This window comes from 'Nostoc azollae' 0708 (assembly GCF_000196515.1).
Lineage (GTDB): Bacteria > Cyanobacteriota > Cyanobacteriia > Cyanobacteriales > Nostocaceae > Trichormus_B > Trichormus_B azollae.
The window spans coordinates 1621319-1641811 of record NC_014248.1; the positions used below are offsets into that span (position 1 = coordinate 1621319).

The 20493-nt window shown below is 39.8% G+C and carries 18 protein-coding genes and 1 pseudogene; 9 read left to right on the forward strand and 10 right to left on the reverse strand.

What is annotated here, in order from left to right:
* The first annotated feature begins 118 nt into the window (after window positions 1-118).
* Window positions 119-1156 carry an adenosine deaminase gene (locus tag AAZO_RS07415; protein ID WP_013190757.1) on the forward strand — a complete coding sequence of 346 codons (1038 nt, stop codon included), beginning with the start codon at window positions 119-121 and terminating at the stop codon, window positions 1154-1156.
* Between the two features lie 209 nt (window positions 1157-1365).
* On the opposite strand, the gene AAZO_RS07420 is transcribed toward AAZO_RS07415, so the two are convergent.
* Both AAZO_RS07420 and AAZO_RS07425 read right to left on the reverse strand, forming a co-directional pair.
* On the reverse strand, window positions 1366-2160 hold the full coding sequence (locus AAZO_RS07420) for an LmeA family phospholipid-binding protein (RefSeq protein ID WP_013190758.1): 795 nt from the start codon (window positions 2158-2160) through the stop codon (window positions 1366-1368).
* A gap of 157 nt (window positions 2161-2317) precedes the next feature.
* Window positions 2318-2671, reverse strand: a complete 354-nt coding sequence (locus tag AAZO_RS07425; RefSeq protein ID WP_013190759.1) for a hypothetical protein — start codon at window positions 2669-2671, stop codon at window positions 2318-2320.
* A gap of 257 nt (window positions 2672-2928) precedes the next feature.
* Between AAZO_RS07425 and AAZO_RS29310 the strand changes: the two are divergent.
* Window positions 2929-4221: pseudogene (locus AAZO_RS29310) on the forward strand (IS701 family transposase).
* Between the two features lie 628 nt (window positions 4222-4849).
* The gene (gene cdf31, locus AAZO_RS07435; RefSeq protein ID WP_013190760.1) at window positions 4850-5755 is read left to right on the forward strand and encodes a CDF family zinc efflux transporter Cdf31; all 906 of its coding nucleotides are present in this window, start codon (window positions 4850-4852) and stop codon (window positions 5753-5755) included.
* A 28-nt stretch (window positions 5756-5783) separates the two neighbouring features.
* Here the strand turns inward: cdf31 and AAZO_RS07440 are convergent, their stop codons facing one another.
* The 6 genes from AAZO_RS07440 to AAZO_RS07470 all read right to left on the reverse strand — a co-directional run bounded on the left by AAZO_RS07440 (window position 5784) and on the right by AAZO_RS07470 (window position 11776).
* Window positions 5784-6188: a response regulator gene (locus tag AAZO_RS07440; RefSeq protein ID WP_013190761.1), complete on the reverse strand. Its 405-nt coding sequence runs from the start codon at window positions 6186-6188 to the stop codon at window positions 5784-5786.
* Window positions 6189-6530: 342 nt separating this feature from the next.
* Window positions 6531-8153, reverse strand: coding sequence for a glutamine-hydrolyzing GMP synthase (guaA, locus tag AAZO_RS07445; protein ID WP_013190762.1), 1623 nt, complete (start codon window positions 8151-8153; stop codon window positions 6531-6533).
* A 217-nt stretch (window positions 8154-8370) separates the two neighbouring features.
* Window positions 8371-9486 (reverse strand): cobalt-precorrin-5B (C(1))-methyltransferase CbiD, encoded by a 1116-nt coding sequence (gene cbiD, locus AAZO_RS07450; protein ID WP_013190763.1) that lies wholly within the window; start codon window positions 9484-9486, stop codon window positions 8371-8373.
* A gap of 152 nt (window positions 9487-9638) precedes the next feature.
* Complete coding sequence (locus AAZO_RS07455) at window positions 9639-9938, reverse strand: DUF7734 family protein (RefSeq protein ID WP_013190764.1); 300 nt, start codon at window positions 9936-9938, stop codon at window positions 9639-9641.
* Between the two features lie 82 nt (window positions 9939-10020).
* Window positions 10021-10611 (reverse strand): DUF3177 family protein, encoded by a 591-nt coding sequence (locus AAZO_RS07460; protein ID WP_013190765.1) that lies wholly within the window; start codon window positions 10609-10611, stop codon window positions 10021-10023.
* 922 nt (window positions 10612-11533) lie between these two features.
* Window positions 11534-11776 carry a Calvin cycle protein CP12 gene (locus tag AAZO_RS07470; protein WP_013190766.1) on the reverse strand — a complete coding sequence of 81 codons (243 nt, stop codon included), beginning with the start codon at window positions 11774-11776 and terminating at the stop codon, window positions 11534-11536.
* 454 nt (window positions 11777-12230) lie between these two features.
* On the opposite strand from AAZO_RS07470, the gene AAZO_RS07475 reads away from it, so the two are divergent.
* Window positions 12231-13445, forward strand: coding sequence for an FIST signal transduction protein (locus AAZO_RS07475; protein WP_013190767.1), 1215 nt, complete (start codon window positions 12231-12233; stop codon window positions 13443-13445).
* A gap of 68 nt (window positions 13446-13513) precedes the next feature.
* Here the strand turns inward: AAZO_RS07475 and AAZO_RS07480 are convergent, their stop codons facing one another.
* Complete coding sequence (locus AAZO_RS07480) at window positions 13514-14623, reverse strand: metallophosphoesterase family protein (RefSeq protein WP_013190768.1); 1110 nt, start codon at window positions 14621-14623, stop codon at window positions 13514-13516.
* Window positions 14624-14770: 147 nt separating this feature from the next.
* Here AAZO_RS07480 and trmB point away from each other — a divergent pair, with 147 nt between their 5' ends.
* From trmB to AAZO_RS07495, 5 genes are all read left to right on the forward strand, one after another.
* On the forward strand, window positions 14771-15406 hold the full coding sequence (gene trmB / locus AAZO_RS07485; RefSeq protein WP_013190769.1) for a tRNA (guanosine(46)-N7)-methyltransferase TrmB: 636 nt from the start codon (window positions 14771-14773) through the stop codon (window positions 15404-15406).
* 263 nt (window positions 15407-15669) lie between these two features.
* A complete protein-coding gene (locus tag AAZO_RS37360) occupies window positions 15670-15834 on the forward strand; it encodes a hypothetical protein (RefSeq protein ID WP_228371558.1) in 165 nt (54 codons plus the stop codon).
* A 116-nt stretch (window positions 15835-15950) separates the two neighbouring features.
* A complete protein-coding gene (locus tag AAZO_RS41095) occupies window positions 15951-16121 on the forward strand; it encodes an FTR1 family protein (protein ID WP_266888706.1) in 171 nt (56 codons plus the stop codon).
* Between the two features lie 98 nt (window positions 16122-16219).
* Window positions 16220-16612, forward strand: coding sequence for an FTR1 family protein (locus AAZO_RS41100; RefSeq protein ID WP_266888708.1), 393 nt, complete (start codon window positions 16220-16222; stop codon window positions 16610-16612).
* 351 nt (window positions 16613-16963) lie between these two features.
* Entirely contained in the window at window positions 16964-18442 is a 1479-nt protein-coding gene (locus AAZO_RS07495; protein WP_013190770.1) for a DEAD/DEAH box helicase, read from the forward strand.
* 33 nt (window positions 18443-18475) lie between these two features.
* Here AAZO_RS07495 and AAZO_RS07500 read toward each other — a convergent pair whose 3' ends face one another.
* On the reverse strand, window positions 18476-19444 hold the full coding sequence (locus AAZO_RS07500) for an ROK family protein (protein ID WP_013190771.1): 969 nt from the start codon (window positions 19442-19444) through the stop codon (window positions 18476-18478).
* Between the last annotated feature and the right edge of the window lie 1049 nt (window positions 19445-20493).

A 20493-nucleotide genomic window follows, 5' to 3' on the forward strand; every position in this document is an offset into this window, starting at 1 on the left:
ATATCTAGCGAGCATTGTCCTTATTCAAAAAACAAAAAAGAATTCTTCTTTAGATATGTATAGTTTTATTTCTAGCCTTTGTTACAATTAATGAAATTTTTATCCAAAAAATACCATTATGGCGTTATACGCTGAATTACATCGACACTTGGGGGGTTCTGTTGTCCCTCGTGTGTTGTGGCGATATTTTGAGCGCCATGCTACAGACTTAATTTCTCGTTTTGCTGAATATTCAGAATTTGAAGATTTTTATACCCGTCCTCGTAACACTCTAGATAAATATCTAGAACTACATACCTTGGTAGAAAGTGTGCAAACTGTAGAAACTTTGCCTTACTTTATCTATCGGTTGCTACGGGGTGCGTATATATTTGAAAATTTGGCTTATTTAGAACTCCGCTATACTCCCTATTTGCGGACACCTGAACATCTGGGTCAAAATGAAAGAATTGACAAGATGACGGAAATTGTTGAGATTGTGGGAAAAGTCAGCCATTCCTCAGAATATCCAATTGTTAATAGTCAAATTCTCTGTATGCACTCTGGTTTACCCTATCAAGTCAATAAGGCAATTGTTGATTTAGCAGCAGGGAATAGGGAATATGTTTGTGCAGTAGATATAGCTGGTGGCGATCAGTATTATGCTGAACGTATGGATGAATGGGTAAGTTTATATAATTATGCCCGTTCTTTAGGCTTGAACACTACCGGACATCTTTATGAAACTACAGCAGGTTGTTATCCTCAACTACTACCTTATTTAATGCGAATTGGTCACGGTATCCAAATTCCATTACTTTATCCTGAATTATTGCCAGATTTAGCCAAACGTGGACAATGTTTAGAAGTTTGTCCCACAACCTACCTAAAAACAGGAACTTTACAGGATATCCATCAACTGAAGTTAGTATTTGACCGCTGTTTTGAAGCAGGGGTTGATATTGCAATTTGTACAGACAACGCTGGCTTACATAACGTGCGGCTACCGTTTGAGTATGAAAATCTATTGACTTACGACATCATTAATTTCCAACAGCTACAAGCTTGTCAAGATGCCGCTTTTCGCCATGCTTTTACTTGGCCTCATAGTCAAGGTCCTGCATCTTTACTCAATCGCTTGTTGAAACCTGAACCAGCTAAAGTTTTAGCAATATAAAGATTGAAAAGGACTAACTTTGAATACAGCAGGAGTCAGGAGTCAGGAATAAAACTCTCTTGCTGTCTAGGTTTCAATTTAGATTCTGTACCTCATTGATCTGCAATCTATATGTCAATTTTTAAAAAAATCCCCCACTCAGATGGGGGATTTTTGCTTTGGATAATCAACTAATTTTTTTTTGACAATTAGAGTTACAAAATATGGATTTAAGAATTGCTAGGAATACGTTCTATTTCCGCATAACCGCTAAAAATTAACCTCTGTCCTTCAGTTTCTAAACGATTAAGTCGCATTTTTACCCCATCTAAGTCAAAGCGATCTAAATCGACCATCTTATCTAAAATTTCCACCAGTACGGTGCTTAAAGTTTGAGAAACTTCTCGCTGTGCTTCTGGAATTTGCTCAAGTTCAATTTTTGGGTCTTTAAAAGAAACCCGTCTCCGTCTTTCAATACCGATACCAAGAGTCATACTCAGCGATATGAGTTCGCCGTTATTTAAATCGGCTTTAGCTAACAGATGCAAGCGGTTTCCCGGTAATAGCTTTATTTGAACTTCCGTAAACGAAACTGGTTCACCACCAGATATCGCCGTTAAACTTGCTTCAGAAAGGTTGAGCAGACGCTTTTTAACCAATTCTGCCTGAAAAGCTTGATTTATACCTGTTTCCGATAATATTACTTGCGCTACCGCTTGGGTGGGTTGCTTAAGGCTTAGTTTGCCACTCAAAATCGAGCTGAAGTCAATTGACACTGCATCGGTTTCAAAGGACATTTCCTCAACTGCGAAGTCTTTACGAATTACTAAACCACGACCGCTCATTTTAAAGCTATCAATGCTGCCTTGCAACAGTTTGCTGGAGGGATAGCAGCGCACAAAGACTTCTACTGACTCGCTTTGGGTAAACAGGTGGCGAATTGTTTGGCTGGCGACTCTGTTGAGCATTCGCTCTCCCCAGTCTGTGTCTTTGGGATCTGTGAAACCAGTAAGTCCGCCTAACATTAGGTTCTGGCTCTCTAGAAGTTATTTGTACTTTTGTAACAAATTGTGGACAATAGTGCAAGCGATCCCCAAATTTAGTGTTCTGATGACATTGTGCAGTATACCTGATGCTTGATAGCCAAATGTGTCGGATATGACGGTGTTAGCTGTGATAGGGTTAGTCTACTTGTTCTATATACTGGTTAATATCCTCAATCATGCGAGTGAGTTCAGCTTCTGTAGTTAAGCGAATGTTGATATTGCGGATAGTTAGCAGGACTTTGGCTGCAAAGGGGGTAGGCCAAATATTGGGATTGCAGAAAACTTCTAAAAATACCTCACCAGTATAGCGATACTCTAAAGGAGCTTGGGGAGTCACTTTACCACCTCCAGGGGTAGGTTTAGCGGCAACAGCTTTTAGGCTTACTATTAATTCATTGATTGCTGCTTTTAATTCTCGTGCTGCTTGGGGTGAAAAACTGAAGGATACAGAACCTTCACCGAGGTTCAGTGTCATCGGGTTAGAAGACATAGACTTTTTTGATTCAAACTTCTTGGTAATTACATATCTTAGCAGGATAGAGTGATTGAGTCTGGGATGTGGGGGAGGAGAGGAAAAATCACCAATGACAAAACTGACTGAGGACTTATGCAAGTGTGACAATCAAATCTATTGTAGGGTGCGTCAGATGCCGAAAATCTATTGATATTAATGGAACTTAAACAAAAGTTAAGAGTAAAAAGGAGTATAGTGCGGTTTCGGTGTAGCTTTCACGTTCCAAGAAGCTGATGAAAGAAACCACTGCCCCAGCAATGGCACCATGGTTTGAAAGATGGTGTTAAAGGTTTGATGATGTATTTACTCATAAAGGGGAAAGAACAGAGTTTAGACATTATTTAGGGGGATGATTGGGTGAAAGTGAGAGAAAAAACCTATTTCAAATGGCAGAGAATGCCCTAGGGGTGACCTACCACCGATTACACCACGTTTTAACTGAAGCACCTTGGTCCAGTTCCCAAGTCAATTACCGTCGGTTAGAGATTATGAACAAGTGTAGTCAGAGGAGAATCACCAGAGGACTTAGCTTAATAATTCATGATTATGACCATAGAAAAAGGGGGAATTTTAGGGATGGAGTAGGAAGAGAATATATTGGAGAAGTTGGGAAAAGGGATACTGGAATAGTAGTAGTAACAACACATCTATATGGCAGTAAAAGCTTACCATTAGATATATGATTTATATCACCACGGTGATTCTTGACCCAAAGGGAAACAAGACCCTCTATTTGAGAATAAACCTGAGTTAGGAATTAAATTAATAGATCTGACCTTAAGCCGTGGTTATCAACCAGGAATAGTAATTATAGATGCTGGATATGGCCACAATACATCTTTCTTATTAAAGATAGAAAATCGGAATTGAAAGTATTGGGGAGGATTAGCTAAAAATCCCAAAGTCCTTGCCAGTGACCAAGAGGATAGTCCACAAATAATTCGGTTAGATGAATTAGCACAAAATTTACCCCAAGAGGCTTTTACAAAAATTCAACTGGAGTTAGATAAATCCAAAATATTATGGGTAGTAACTAAAGAAGTAGAAATATCAGCCTTAAGTGGAAAGGGGAATATTGCTATCGTCATCAAGGCTTCTACTTTCTCTCAAGCCACTGATATTGACTACTTTATGACCAATGTTTCTTCATCAATTATCACACCTGGATAGTTGATACATATTGTCAAAGAAATTGGGTATAAGTTGTTTACAGGGAAGCCAAGGGATGGTTAGGACTCAAAGAATATCAAGTTGGAGATAACAGCAGTTGACTGCGCCATTTTATTTTGGTTTTCTGTGCCTACACTTTTATTCTTTGCCATCAGTGGACTGGAGGATGAAGACCAAGGTGGGCCAAGAAACCTCTGAATAATTTTACTGCAGCTTTAGAAGCGTTTAGAACAGCCATATCTTTTCTATTTATTGATTGGTTCAACTTAAATCCGAACGTGTTTCCTCCTTACCAAGCCAGTCTGGGCTACATTTTGGGCTTGATTTCTGTTTACGTCCCGTTAACCAATTTATAGGTCTGACACACCATACTAATATGCCAGTTAAGTAGGTGGGTGTTAAAAATTGTCGTTATAACAAGGCAAGAGGTGAACCAACGCGGTCTTGGGGAGCCGCTGCGGTGGACGGGTTTCCGGGGATACAGCAATTGGCGTGGTTTCCCCCATGTAGGGGCGCTTAGCCTTCCCCCAGGGTGCGACTGGAGAAACCGAAGGGCACTCATGCAATAGGGAAGAGGTTGTGGTTAATTTTACTTTTCGTTAGATACTTCTCTCCGAGAAGCCGCTGCGCGTCTAAGGTTTTTTTGTGCCTTCCTACTTACGTAAGTTCTGTGACTATTTTAGATTCTGGATTAGAAATCTTTTTCTGCTTATAGGTCTATAAATCAATTTGGCACAATTATTTTTCAAAGTGGGATTAGTTATTCATGATAATAATAGTCTGTTATCAACAAGAATAGTAGCTATCTATTACTGCATTGCAATGAAATTTAACTATAATTAATCTCAATAGTTCTGTAAAAAATTTAGATTTTATAGAGAGTTTTATTCGTTATACTGTAGGACTTTGATACATTTCTTTTGTTTTTATTTTTGCTTTAGGTTTTACAGTAGAAGTGATAGAACATGATGTTATAAATTGTTTATGAGTTACGATAATCGCGCTGAGGTAAGAAGGGTTTTAATTATTACTCTCCTGCTCAACTTATTTGTGATGGCATTAAAAGTAGTGGTAGGGTATTCAACAGGTTCTTTAAGCTTGTTGGCTGACGCATTACATAGTGTGACAGATAGCGCCAATAACGTTTTAGGATTGATTGCTAGTAAGTTTTCTTCTCCGTTACCAGATCGAGAACATCCCTATGGACACCATAAATTTGAAGCTGTGGGTGCTTTGGGGATAGCGGCTTTTTTAGGGATAGCTTGTTTTGAAATTCTCCAAGGAGCAATAGAACAAATTCTCAAAGGTGGTTCACCTGTGAAAATATCAGGTTCTGAGTTGTGGTTATTATTAATTGTCCTAGGAATAAATATTTCTGTCGCTTTTTATGAACGTAGTGTTAGTAAACGGGTAGGTAGTTCAATTTTAATGGCTGATGCCACACATACAATGAGTGATATTTGGGTGACTATCTCTGTGCTGGGAGGGTTAATAGGTATTTGGTGGCTAAATTTTCAATGGCTAGATGTGGTGTTGGCTTTTCCGGTAGCTTTGTTAGTATTTTGGAGTGGTTGGTCAGTGTTAAAAGAGAACTTACCTTGGTTGGTAGATGAAATGGCGATCGCTCCCGAAGCCATTCATGCGATCACAGTTTCTGTCCCAGGCGTAATTAACTGTCATGACATTGCTTCCCGTGGCGTTTTGGGTCGCCAAGTTTTTATAGAAATGCATTTAATAGTAGATGCACCAGATGTAGAAACTGCTCATCGAATTACTGAAGAACTAGAACGTCAATTAGAAGAACGCTTTAGTCCTGTCAGGATTTTAACTCACGTTGAGCCACCAGCTTATAAGTCTGAAAGCATTAGTTTTGAAAATCGAGTAAGGTAGTAGATTTTGATTTACTCCCATTTCCAAGTTAACACTTAGAAAATGTGACTAAATTGGCGATAATTTCTACTAATTCACCAGGATCAACAGGTTTAGCTACATGAGTTTGAAAGCCAGCTTCTAAGGCACGGCTACGATCGTCACTATCTGCATAACCAGTTAAAGCAACAGCCGGAATTCTGCCGCCTTCATAGGCTTTGCGAGATCGCACTTTCCGAATTAAAGTGTAGCCATCTTCACCAGGTAGTGCAATATCGCAGATCAAAGCATCAGGTTTAAATCTGGGTAGTATTTCTAGAGCTAATGCTGCTGATGGAACTGTTCTAACTATGGCTCCATCTGCTTCTAAGACGATAGTCAGGTAAAAGCAACTATCATCATCATCATCAACTACCAGAATGCGTAATCCAATCAGACGGAGATTATTTTGCATAAGATCTCCATAGGTGTTGGGAATTAGAAAGAAGAATTTTACATCAACTTTTCTTGCTATCCTCAGCCACCATACCAATGGTAATTTTACTGCGTTAAATGAGATTTATTACCGTTAATTAATTTTCTTAATCTAGTGGTAAAAACTAGGATTATTCATCAGGGTTTCCTAAATTAGATAAATATTGATAATTGGCGATTTTTTTAGGACTTATCGCCAAAAAAATGAACTATATGGAGCAGGAGTCAGGAGTCAGGATATCGCCACGTTCCACGATTAGAAGAAACAAGAAAGAATTAATCTTTCCCCCTGCTCTCTTACCTGTGACCTGTCACCTGTCACCTATTCCCACTCGATAGTTCCCGGTGGCTTGGAAGTGATGTCATAAACCACACGGTTAACGCCTTTTACCTCATTGACGATTCTGTTAGAAATTCCTTCTAGGACATCGTAAGGTACACGGGCCCAGTCTGCTGTCATCCCATCTTCACTGGTGACAATCCGTAAAACTATGGGGTAAGCGTAGGTACGCTTATCACCCATTACGCCTACACTCCGAATTGGTAATAATACGGCAAATGCTTGCCAATAGTCATGATACAAGCCGCACTGATTGATTTCTTGGCGGACAATTAAATCAGCATCGCGTAAAATATTTAACCCTTCGGCTGTGACTTTGCCTAAGATACGAATTGCTAAACCGGGGCCGGGGAAGGGTTGTCTTTGGACAATTTCTTCTGGTAAACCAATGGAACGACCTACTTTACGGACTTCATCTTTAAAAAGTTTGCGCAAGGGTTCAACGAGTTTAAATCTGAGGTCTTTGGGTAAACCACCAACATTGTGATGACTCTTAATTTTTACTGCTACTCGTTCGCCGGTTTTGGGGTCAACATTAGTATCAGCAGATTCAATCACATCAGGATAGAGAGTACCTTGAGCTAAATAGTCAAAGTGACCGAGTTTTTTGGAGGTTTCTTCAAATACGCGTATAAATTCATGGCCGATGCGACGGCGTTTTTCTTCGGGGTCTATGATATCAGCAATAGCTTTAATAAAGCGATCGCGAGCATTGACATATTCCACCGGAATATGAAACTGTTCTTGGAATAGTTTGAGTAATCTTTCAGGCTCTAACTTACGCATGAAGCCTTGGTCGATAAAGACACAAGTTAGCTGTTCACCAATGGCTTTATACAGCAAAAATGCCAGAGTGGAAGAATCTACACCCCCAGAAAGAGCCAATAATACGCGCTTCTCACCAACTCTAGCGCGAATTTCCCGAATTGATTCTTCCACAAAAGCTGCTGTTGTCCAGGTGGGTTCACAGTCGCAGATGTGGTAAACAAAGTTACGAATTAATGCTATTCCACCAAGGGAATGCACCACTTCTGGATGGAACTGTACACCATAAAGTTTCTTGTCATGGTCAGCAATAGCAGCACAGGGAGTATTTTCTGTATGTGCCAATAGTTCAAATCCAGATGGCATTTTTGTGACTGAATCGCCATGACTCATCCACATTGTTGTGCCATCTTCAACATTAGTTAGCAAATCGGTGGGATCATCTATATATAATGGTGCTTTGCCGTATTCACCTCGCTCAGCTTTGGTGACTTCCCCACCTAGTTGGTTCACCATCAACTGCATTCCATAGCATACACCTAAGATGGGCATTCCCAAATTCCAGATTTCTGGGTCACAATGGGGCGCATAATCGCTATATACTGAATTTGGCCCACCAGACAAGATAATTCCCTTGGGATTTAATTGGCGTAAATGTTCTGCTGTGGTGCGATAGGAGAGAACTTCAGAATATACTTGAGTCTCACGGATACGCCGAGCGATTAGTTCAGAATATTGAGAACCAAAGTCTAAAATAACAATTATTTGGCGATTAATAGCCCCCAAATTTTCTTGTACTTGAGGTGCTTGTTTGGTTGGTAGAGTCACCGCTGTATTCATTATGTCGAGAGTGTGTCTTTAAAGATAAAACGTGATTAGCACTTCTGGCTTTTTAGGCTAGGCTAGTAATGGTCAAAAAACCCTAATATCCTACCTAATATATAGACGCGACTGCTACCGCGTCCGTTGATCCGACAAATTTGGCTTGTATTAAAAGCTATAATGATCTACTGAAAAAGATTATTTATTTGGTTTATTTATGATAATTCATAATAAGTTAACACAATTTTTCCATTAAAATACAACCAATTTTACTCTTGACGATAATTTCTCGATCGCGATCAAAAAGAACTGAACCACAAAGTGTTGTGACTGTAACCCTCTCACTGTGGCTTTTAAGATATTCTTGGCAACGGATATCAATGGTTTCGGCAATGGTGCTATAAACTTGATTTACCCAATTACTGCCAGTATTACTGTCTAGCGAATGGAGGTGTTTTAATGCAGCTTCAGCAGTGGCGCTGTAAAATACTACTTCTACATTTGAAGGTTGTAAACCTGCGATCGCACAATGGGCTGCTAGAATTTCCCGTCGGCCATCAGCTAAGTGATGATGGGTGTGAAAAATCCCTCCTGCCAGTTTCATCAGCTTACCGTGATAACCAAACAATAAAATTTCCTTAACCCCTAAAATATGAGCTTCCACTAACATTGGTCCTAACCAGTTAGCAGTTTTTACCAACCTTTCAGGGTTAATGCCCAATCTTGCTGCGAAATCCAAGCCATTTTCACCAATACAGAAAACTAAACTCTCAAACCGACTGGCTTTAGTTTGTAAATCAGCACGAAAAGCTGTTAATTGATTTGGTGTACTCAAAGGTTGAGAAATACCTGTTGTTCCCAACAAAGAAAGACCTTCGACTACACCAAAAGCAGAATTAGAAGTTCTGACAGCGAGGGAGCGCCCTTCGGGTAAAATAATTGTGACTGTGATTTTTTCCCTAGGTGCTAACAGCCGTTGCAAATTTTCTGTTAATAATCTCTGAGCATAACCATAAATTGCTGCTTTCCCTTCACCATTAAGTTGCTTGCCAATCCCCTCTCCCCCCTGAATAATTACTGACTCCCCATATCCCTCATACCATCCCACCATCGCCCAAATCGGTGTATTTTTAGTCAAATCCAAGTTATCACCAGGATCACTTCGAGTAATAGCCAAAGCCGAATTTTCAGATATTCCTGCTACCTGTTCAATTGGTATTTCTGCTATTTCGGCTGGTAAAATCAAATCAACAGTAGTTATGTTCAGAGGTTGACGATAACGTAACCAATGTAAAGCAGCAACAGCCGCAGCACAAGCGAAAACCGGCAGAGTGTATCCAGATCTGGACATAAAAATTCAAAATGCTTCTTTCAGAAGAGCTAAGCTAACAAAATAGTGCTTCCAGCAGGCTGAGCCAACAAAATTCAAAAGGGTTATTAGATTTTATCCCCTCCTCGCCTTCCCCTTCCCCTTCTTCTGATCCGCCTTCTACCTCCTGCCTCTTAAATTCCTACTTCTAATAACAAAGCTTCCATTGCTTCCCAAGAAATGCCTTGTTGAATATAACGGGGTGATTCAGGATTATAAGGACTAGCTATGCGGTCAATGCTGATAATTTTTGCTTCATCTGGTAATACAGGTACATCTGGATCAAATGCCGTTGATTGCATTAAAGAACTAGAAAAGCCCTTAAAAACTGCAATTTTATCTTGGTCATCAGCAATACTTATAGACACTAGTAGAACTTCTTGAGGTCGTTTGACAGTATATTGTTCCAGCCTTTTACCGATTGAATTATCCATCAAAAAAATAAAGTACAAGTTAGTTGATTATTTGCAGTATTATCATTAACTCGACAATTAACCTGTATACTTTATCTTTTTTTTATTGTGTTGCGGAACGTCCCTTTTTCCCTAGCTTTATCATTACAAAATAGCTTAAGTAAGCCACATAAACTATTAAAGCTATTATTCCCAGAAAACCTAAAAGGGCTGGTTTACTATTATGATGAAAATAGTCTTTAAACATTAATGGTGCTTCTAGCCAAACGCTACAATAGGGGGTTTTGAGGGCATTTCCTGAAAAACCACAACCCACAAAAGGTGCAAAGCCTATTATACCTAAAGCGCAGTAAAGAGTCATTGCCCAGCGCCAAGATGTGAACACAAATTTTAATAGACTATTTGGTTGATACTCGATTTCATCATTGAGATCCACCCAAAACCATAGGGATATGGGAATCAGAAAACGAGCTATTAAGCCAGAGATAAAACTTACTGCCATGCCGCCAATCATCAAGTAAGCTGTGATTGCTAATAGACTCGCTACTCGCCAGTAAATCATTAACAAGCGATGTATTCCTTCTGATTGTTGCACGAATGCCCAAATTAGGAGAATTAGGGGAATAATTAAGGCAAATAATAACGTTAATCTATAATCCATCCAGACGTAAGGGCGAAACCAAATTTGTGGCATAATTTCTGTCAGTTGATCAATGATAAATTTACAGCAGAATTCAGAACTAAGGAGTCAAACCCCTTTTAGAGGATCTTTGAAAAGTTAGAAAAGGTATAATTTGTCGTTCTGTATCCCTTCGGGACACTGAGTGAAGGTGAAGCGTGGCGGAGGTTCTAGAATCTAGGGGTTGACCGGATCACTCTGAGATGCTTCACTTCGCTGCGCTATGTACCGTGCGGGAAGCAAGCTACAGCATAAATTTTCAACCACCCTCTTATTCTTGATAGAGCAACGTAGTGTATGGCTAACCTTAGGCTAGAGCCACTTTTTAATTTAAATTTTGTACTTCATTTACCTAGAATCTGCTTTACTTATTTGTTACTTGATTGATAAAATCTTTCAATAGAGTTTGCTGCTGATATAGTATAGTACGGCGTAAATAAACCAACCATTTAAATCTCTGAAAAGCTAACGCCCTATACATTTTGAACTTTGTTGGCTCAGCCTGCTGGAAGCACTATTTTGTTAGCTTAGCTCTTCTGAAAGAAGCATTTTTAATTCACGGCGGTACTAGCTTTGAATAAGTAAGTGGGTGGGTAAATTTTATAGTTTACTCCTATATTTTGGGAAAAAAAGTAAGCAACATTTACGTTTGTAGCTGATATTCTGCTCTTGTCTCTAAATACTATCAGGGTGAATTTAGATTTACCCTGATCTGCTGAGAATTGAGCATACCCAGATTCAGGTAGATTTTTGCAGCCTTTATGGGATTTTGGTTGCTTTTTCCCTCTATAAACTTGCTTTTTGCCCAGATTCACAGATTATCTAGGAAAAATGCGAGATTTATAGGGGAATCTACTGGAAGCGCAAGATGTTCAGATTATAGATATTGATTGCTTGCCGACTAGACTAAAAAGAAAAGCCGTTAGCTCAATTTCTATTAGTCTTCGTAAACCCGGCATTCATCTGCGTCTGGGTTAGCATCACAGTATTTTTCTAGGGAGTTTTTGGGCTTGCTTTGACGCTGATGGGAAGCTTCCGCTTGCAACTCTTCGACGGCATCCCAAGCAGCAGCACATTCTCCGGAGTTGCCACCTGAAACATCACAGACAGCACGGGCTTGTTCAATTTCTTCTTGAATCTGTTCTTGGATGTTGTTTGTTTTTTCTGTAATATTGGTCATTACGTTAATCTCGCTATGTATTGTTTATACCAGTGTCAAGAAAACAAAAATTGCTATTTTTGCTCTATTACTCGCTTACTATTCTAACCACTGAGCCGTTCAGTTCGTATTTCACCCTCATAATCAATAAGTAATACAGCAAATTACTTCATTTGTACCGTGTTTCTGTTAATGTTTTAAGATTTTATGGTGACAGGTCTACAGAAAAGGAATCATACAATAATATATTTAGATTCATCAGAAGTCAGGAGTCAGTAGAAACGTTTCGTCGGAACGTTTCTACTGTAGCCAGAAGGCAGCTATGCTGGAGATAATACATTTTTATCCCCATTTCCTCAAACCATAAACCCTAAACCCCACATCCTTAACCCTTGTCCTGATAACTAAACTCCACACCGTACAGTCCTGAATAAGATACATTTCCAGCCTCAACATAAAGAGAATTCCAAAACTCATGGCAGATAAAATGCAGTGGGCAAATGCCCTATCAACCCATCATTCTTTGGAAACAGCTGTTACAGATGTGGTACAACAAGCTGTTTCATCTTTAACAGCACCTGCTGATTTAGGGCTGGTGTTCATTTCGTCTGCTTTTACAAGTGAGTATTCCCGACTTTTACCGTTGCTGACTGAAAAACTATCAGTACCTATGCTGATTGGCTGTAGTGCTGCGGGTGTAGTTGGTACAAAATCAGGGAATAAAACTCAAGAAATCGAGTCTGAACCAGCTATCAGCTTGACTTTAGCTCATTTACCCGGTGTGGATATTCGAGCTTTTCATATTCTGGGTGATCAGTTGCCTGATTTGGATTGTTCACCGGATGCTTGGATTGATTTAGTTGGTGTGCTGCCATCATCTGCACCCCAGTTTATTTTGTTGTCTAGTGCTTTTTCGTCAGGAACTAATGATCTGTTGCAGGGGTTGGATTTTGCTTATCCTAGTTCGGTGATTGTGGGGGGACAGGCCAGCGGTGGTTTTGTGAGCGATCGCATTGCTCTATTTTGTAATGATCGCCTGTATCGTCAGGGTACGGTGGGTTTGGCTTTAAGCGGTGATATTGTCCTGGAAACTATTGTTGCTCAAGGATGCCGACCAATTGGTGAACTATTACAGGTGACTAAAGCTGAACGCAATATTATTTTGGAGTTGGATGAACAAGTACCTTTGGTGGTGCTGCGGAATTTGATCAGTAGTCTCAGTGAAGAGGAGAAGATGCTAACACAGCATTCTTTGTTTGTGGGTTTGGCAATGAATGAGTTTCAACTTTCTTTAAAGCAAGGTGATTTTTTAATTCGCAATTTACTGGGAGTAGATCCATCCGCTGGAGCGATCGCTATTGGTGATCGCGTGCGTCCTGGTCAAAGGTTACAATTCCACCTCCGTGATGCTCAAGCCTCGGCTGAAGACCTAGAATTGATTTTACAAGAATATCAAGAACAAAGCACTAGTGGCTCTTCTCCTTTGGCTGCACTTATGTTTAGTTGTGTCGGACGTGGTGCAGGACTCTACGGTAAAGCAAATTTTGATTCTGAGTTATTTAAGCGTTACTTTCACGATATCCCCATGGGTGGTTATTTCTGCGCTGGTGAAATTGGCCCTGTGAGTGGCAGAACTTTCCTTCATGGTTATACTTCAGTTTTTGCAATTTGCCGACAGCGTAATTCGTAATAATGCCTCTGGCTCCCGTGAGGGATACGTAATTTTCTCCTCTGCTCCTCTGCTCCTCTGCTCCCCAATCACCAATCACCAATCACCAATCTACTATTGTTATCAATGGGGGTAGTATGACCAGTTTGAGTGATTGCCCCATATTTCTGAATGTAGCGACGTACTTCTAGGGGAAGTTCAGGATAATCTAAGACTCCATCGCCATCGGCAATGGTAGCCCAAAAGTCACGCAAATCGGGAGCTAGTTCTTGTGCTTGGGCTAATGGCAGGTTTAAGGGTGGTAGGGTGAGTAATTTGATCAGGAAGGGATATGAGCGATCGCCCATCCATTGTCTTGATGACTGTTGTAAATCAGGGAAATCTGGTACTGATTCAACACGATGAGATACAATCTGTAACCATTCCCTACCGATATGATCTCGCTGAAACTCCAGAACCCGATAAGGATGGGGATAGCTTACTAATGAACCGGTGGTAATATCATAAACTCCATCTGCACAAGCTACGTCCTGAACGTGCAAATGCCCGGTGAATACTAATCTCACTCCATACTTACACAACAAATCGAGAAGTTCTAGTGCATTTCCTAGCATATAGCGACTTGCCATGGGATGATCTGATTGATTAGGCAGGTGCTCAACTATATTATGATGTATGATTACCAAAACTAATTCATCAGTAACTGCTGCTAACTCTGCTTCTAACCATCTGAATTGGTTACCATCCAATCTGCCTATCTGCTTACCTTTCTGATCATAGGAATTAGAATTTAACCCAATCAGTCTTACTCCTGGTAGGATTTGATGATTGTAGTAACATTGATCTGGATTTTTATAACCAAACTGACGGTAATAATGGGGAAAATCTCCAAAAGCAATAGATTGTTCATTTGCTATTAATACCGGAACATCATGATTACCAGGAACAACATAGACTGGAAAAGGTAGTTGAGATAACCTTGTTTGTAACCAGGCATGGTTTTCTGGTTCACCATGTTGGGTTAAGTCTCCGGGGATCAAAAGAAAATCTAAATCAAGTTGTGTTAAATGTTCTAGTACACTTTCAAAGGCTGGGATACTAACTTCCACTAAATGAAATCGGCTGGGATGCTCCCATATTGTGTGGGGAAGACCAATGTGTAGGTCACTAACTATGGCAAAGCGAAAGTTGATATCCATTAGATTTAAGAAAATGTTAAAAGCAGAAGTGCAAATACTCTTTTCTCAAAAGTATACCTCTTGCTTTGTCTGACTGCGTAGCAGCAGTCAGACTTAATATTTATACACATTTATGTTTAATTTTGTTAACCTAAAGGAGAGTTAATTTTGCCTTTGATTCGAGTGCGTCAGCACGTTAACCCACTAGCGAGAAAGTTTCAAACCCCAGTTGATCCCCTAGAATGGGGAAAAGTTTATACACAGCCAAATCAACCCCTACATTTAGATATTGGGTGTGCCAGAGGCAGGTTTTTACTACAGATGGCACCAATAGAACCGAACTGGAATTTTTTGGGTTTGGAAATTCGTGAACCTTTGGTAGAGGAAGCGAATAGGTTGCGTTCTGAGTTGGGTTTAAGCAATTTGCATTATTTGTTTTGCAATGTAAATAATTCTTTAGCACCAATTTTATCTACTTTGGCATCAGGAATTTTACAGCGGGTAACAATTCAATTTCCTGATCCTTGGTTTAAAACTCGTCAGGCAAAACGACGTGTAGTGCAACCGGAATTAGTGACAGAATTAGCTAATTATTTGGCTGTGGGTGGGATTGTATTTTTGCAATCTGATCAGAAATTTATTGCTGTAGAGATGTGCGAGCACTTTAGTGAAAATCCGGCATTTGCGAAAATGGGTACAGAGGAATGGTTAGCAGAAAATCCCCTTCCAGTTCCCACAGAACGCGAAATAGCAACACAAAAGAAGGCTGAACCTGTGTATCGGGCTTTGTTTGTGAAACGTTGACATACTCACCGACCTGAAGGTGCGGAGATTCTTGAGAGTTCATACTAACTTACTCTCTTTGTAGTCTGACAGTCACTCCCTGTCCATTTAAGGTCGTGGCTATGCCCTATATTCATGTTTTGTTGGAGTATCCTCCGAAGCCTTCAATATCCCAAATAATTAGTTCTCTTAAAGGTTTGTCTAGCCCCGCTTCAGATATTATGTGGGGTTTGTATCTCCCGCACAACCTTTCTTGCATCCATTATGTCTTGCTTAAATCTGTAATGTTTGCAGCAATTGTAAATTATGTAAAAATGATAGCTAATGAATATCTTATGAGTTGGAGTGCTGCATTACCAACTTTTTTCATTACTTTACGCGAAGGTGTAGAAGCTCCTTTAGTGGTGGGAATTGTCTTTGCTTGTTTACACATCGCTAGGTATATTTAGGTGTTATCAGTGGAGTAATAGCTAGTTTTTTTGTGGGGTTAATTCTTAACTTAACCATCCAAGGATTACAAACCTCTGATTTGCGCTATGCACCAGTTTTCAAGAAGTTGATTTAAATGGGATTAGGGTTAATAGCAACTTCTATGCTGAGTTGGATATTAATTTGGATGACACAACAAGCAAAATTACTAAAAGCTGGAATCCAAAGTTCTGTAACTAGTGCTTTGGATGAGGACAAAAAAGCAGCTTGGGCAATTTTTAGCTTAATATTTATTGCAGTCTTCTGAGAAGGTTTAGAGACATACTTATTGTTGCCCAATTTCAATCTGGCTTAATACCTGTATTGGGAGCAATAGGAGGACTAACTATAGCAGTATTAATCGGAATGCTCTTATTTAAATGGATTATCCGCATTAACGTCAGCCAATTTTTCCAATTGATGGGGATATTACTATTAATAATAGTCTCTGGTTTAGTAATTTCTGCTCTCCGTCATCTTGATGCCGCCGTCATGGCTTATAAGCAAATTAATGCTATTAAGATTTGTCAACAAGGAAGTAATGCTTGTATTTTAGGTTTGCAAATTTGGGATTTTTCTGAAATCTTACCTGATAAACAATTTCCTGGAATTTTGCTAAAAACCCTGTTTGCTTATAAGCAGAAATTTTATTTAGCACAAGCTTTAGGATATATACTATTTTGGTTGCTCATTAGTGGTTTATATTTCCGTAGTCTCAACCAACCTACACCATTGAAACCAGTAACCGAAATTAATTAATTGTAACGTTAGAGGTATTTAAAATATCTCTACAAATTGGTTCTTATTCACACTTAAAGAAGAGATAACCAATCAAATATCAAGCTTACCCCTTACATAAACGAGGTTTTTGGGATTAATGAATCGGTGTTCTAGACCCAAGTTATGAACTCGAAAGGCTGAGTTTTAGTATAACTTCTGGTTAATTTGACAAACTTATTGTCAATAAATAGTCAAAGTCTGTTAAAATTCAGTGCTGCGGCATTTGGTCTCAGTCTTGGGGCGGATTTGCCCATGCAGCCCTTCAAACCATTCATCCGCCTAAGACTGACGCTGTGATGAGCGACAGGCCGATGTTATTTATGGAGTTTTATGTCTTTTTCTAATCTCGCCTTATCCCCTGAAATTATTCGCGCAGTTACAGAGCGAGGATACACCAAACCCACGCCAATTCAAATGCAGGCCATTCCGGCGGTATTGTCGGGTGGGGATTTACTAGCGGGCGCTCAAACTGGTACTGGAAAAACCGCAAGTTTTACCCTGCCACTTCTGCATCAGTTGTCATCAAATAAGAATGTTAAAAGCAATTCTACTGGATGGGTGCCAATCCGGGCGTTGATTCTTACTCCCACACGGGAACTCGCTGCACAGGTAGAGGAAAGCGTCCATGATTATGGCAAGTACCTGAAGCTGAAATCAATGGCGATGTTTGGTGGTGTTAGTATCAATCCGCAGAAACGGCTCTTGAAGAGTGGTGTAGATATTGTGGTTTCTACCCCAGGTCGGCTGTTAGACCATGTGGAACAGGGAACGGTGAACCTATCACGCATTGAAGTTTTGGTGCTGGATGAAGCAGATAGGATGCTGGATATGGGCTTTATTCGTGATATTCGCCGTATTATGTCGATTTTGCCTAAAAAACGCCAAAATTTGTTATTCTTTGCTACGTTTTCTGATAAAATCAAGGAACTAGCCGCAGGGTTGCTGAATCGCCCGACGATGATTGAGGTCGCACGCCGTAATGTTACTGCTGATACGATCGCACAGAGAGCCTATCAGGTAGACCGTGACAAGAAGCCTCAATTACTTGCTCACTTAATTAAACAAGATGATTGGTATCAAGTGCTGGTGTTTACTCGGACTAAATACGGTGCTGACCGTCTGGTGAAGCAGTTAAACGATGACCGTATTCAAGCACTGGCAATTCACGGTAATAAAAGTCAGGGGGCGCGTACCCACGCTTTAGCAAAGTTCAAAAATGGTAGTTTACAGGTACTGGTAGCAACGGATATTGCTGCTAGGGGTCTTGATATCAGTGAATTACCCCATGTTGTGAATTACGATTTGCCCTATGTACCGGAGGATTATGTGCATCGTATTGGTCGCACAGGCCGCGCTGGTGCAAGAGGTGAAGCTATATCTTTAGTGTGTGTTGATGAATACCATCTGTTGGCAGATATTGAAAAACTGATTCAGCAGAAGTTGCCATTGGAAGTTATTACAGGCTTTGGAATTAACCCAGAAATTAAGCCGGAACCAATTCAAAATGGACGTAGGCAAAAACCCAAGCCTGGACCTGATCAGGAGATGGTTGGTTCTGGTAGTAAACCTAAACTGTCACCACAGACATTGGGTAAACGTAAGGCTGCACTATCTTCTACAGATGGTAGAAAGTCTGGTGCTAGTTCCTCTGCTTCCCATGAACGCAAACAAAAACCCAAGCCTAGTCGTCATCAGGAAACAACTCGTTCTGGTGCTAAACCCAAACCTTCATCACAAGCATCAGGTAAACGTAAGGCTGCACCACCTGCTACAGGTGGCAAAAAGTTTGGTCATAGTACGTCTTCATAACGTCATTCTCCACAACTTGATCGCTAAGATATTTTACTTCACAACATCCAAACCCAAGGCCACAGCCCCCCACAACGGGGCATCATCCCCCAATAATGCGCGCACTACCTCAAAATTTACTTCTGGTAATGCGGTTTCCTGTGCTACCTTGCGTACTGTAGCCCAAAAACTATCCCCGGCTTTGGTGACACCACCACCTAAAACAAAGCGTTGGGGATTCATCAAGTTAGCCACATTACCAATACCTACACCTAATGCCCAAGCGGCTTTATATAATACTTCTCTGGCTAATTCGTCGCCATGTGCTGCTGCTGCACTCACTATTTGCCCGGTAATTAAGTCTAAATCGTTACCTACTAAATATTTAAGTATTTCTCCTCTGGTGCTGGTTGGGGAATTATGAGCTTCTTTCTCCAAAAGTTCCCTTGCATTTTGTGCCATATAAGGACCGGAGGCTAAACGTTCTACACATCCCCGCTTTCCACACAGACATACTGGCCCAGTGGGATCTACAACTATATGTCCAATTTCCCCCGCCATGCCACCTGCACCCTGCCAAGGTTTACCATTGAGTATCCAACCACCACCCACACCTGTACTGATAGTGATGTAAAATAAGCTGTCGTATCCCTGTCCAGCCCCAAAGCGATGTTCACCGACAGCAGCGACATTAGCATCATTATCCACACTGACAGGAACGTTATATTCTTCTTCTAGCAGTTGTTTAAGGGGAATATTTTCCCAACCAGGAACATGATGAGAAAGTCGGACAAGTCCGGTGGCTGCGTCTACTGGTCCCCCAAAACTCACACCAATAGCATCGGGTTTACATCTACCTAGCACAGAATCAATGAGGGATCGCATAATTTCGATATCACTCAAAGCATCTGCATTTGCAGGTGAAAGGCGATTTTCATAGTCCAACCATTCCCTAGAGCCAGCTTCCACTGTGGCTGCTGCTAGTTTAGTCCCACCAAAATCAAGAGCTAATATTAATGTCATAATCGGTAATTGGTAATTAGTAATTGGTGATAGGAAATCAGTCTGACTCATCACCGATTGATTACCCATGACCCATTCTCATTATCTCGTCAATACAATTTTATAGTCGTGCATAATGTGACCCTTTCCTCATAAAGAAGTACAGATTTATCTGCGTTAATTCTTCATTCCTGTACCTTGCTTAGATAGTGGTAACCATAATGGGAATTTTTCAATTCTTTGCAAGATTTTGTAACATAGGTAAAAGGCTATTTTTTGTATTGAAAACCTTATTGGTTAAACTTATTTAAACTAAAGATACTGACAAAAATTAGCAAAATGAGAAAATTTATTAAATACTTGCTTTTACAATTAAATTCTGTTAATCTTGATACAGACAATCAAAATAAAAGTATATTCAGACTTTAAGTCTCCTAGAGATTGTTGAGTACAGCAAAATAGAGCAAACCTCATATTTCTGTTTTTTTATACGTTTGCCCTGATTTATAGCATCAAATAGATAGATATGTTGTAGTTAGAGTAAGTTAAACGGTCTAACATTGAATCCATAAGTTACATTTCCTAGTTGTTTATCCTTATAAAGGCTTTACAGGCTATATTTTTTTAAATCTTATTGAGAATCTTAGTAATATAGAGAACAAAACGGATACAAATCCAGACGATGAATGTATGTCTTTATCTATATCAGTAAAGAGTCTTGGTAAAAATATGGATAATTTATATGCGGTTGAAAATAATACTAATTCTATTTTTAAGTATATTCAAACATTTAGTAAGCCTCAGACTAATTGCGTTTACCCCACTCTAACAAAGGTTAATTTTTTTGCTAAAAGCGTCAAATTTGATTTGATCACCACAAAATTGCAGCAGGTAAAATTTTCTGAATTGTTGACTAAAATTAGATACCAAATTAATTTATCTTTTACGGTAATGCTTTTTATAAGTGGTAGACACAAAGAAATATAACTATGTAACAAAATGTAAATTACTTGAAACCCTTGGCATTGCTTGATTCCGCTTTGCTGCATCCGCCATGACATAGTTATAGA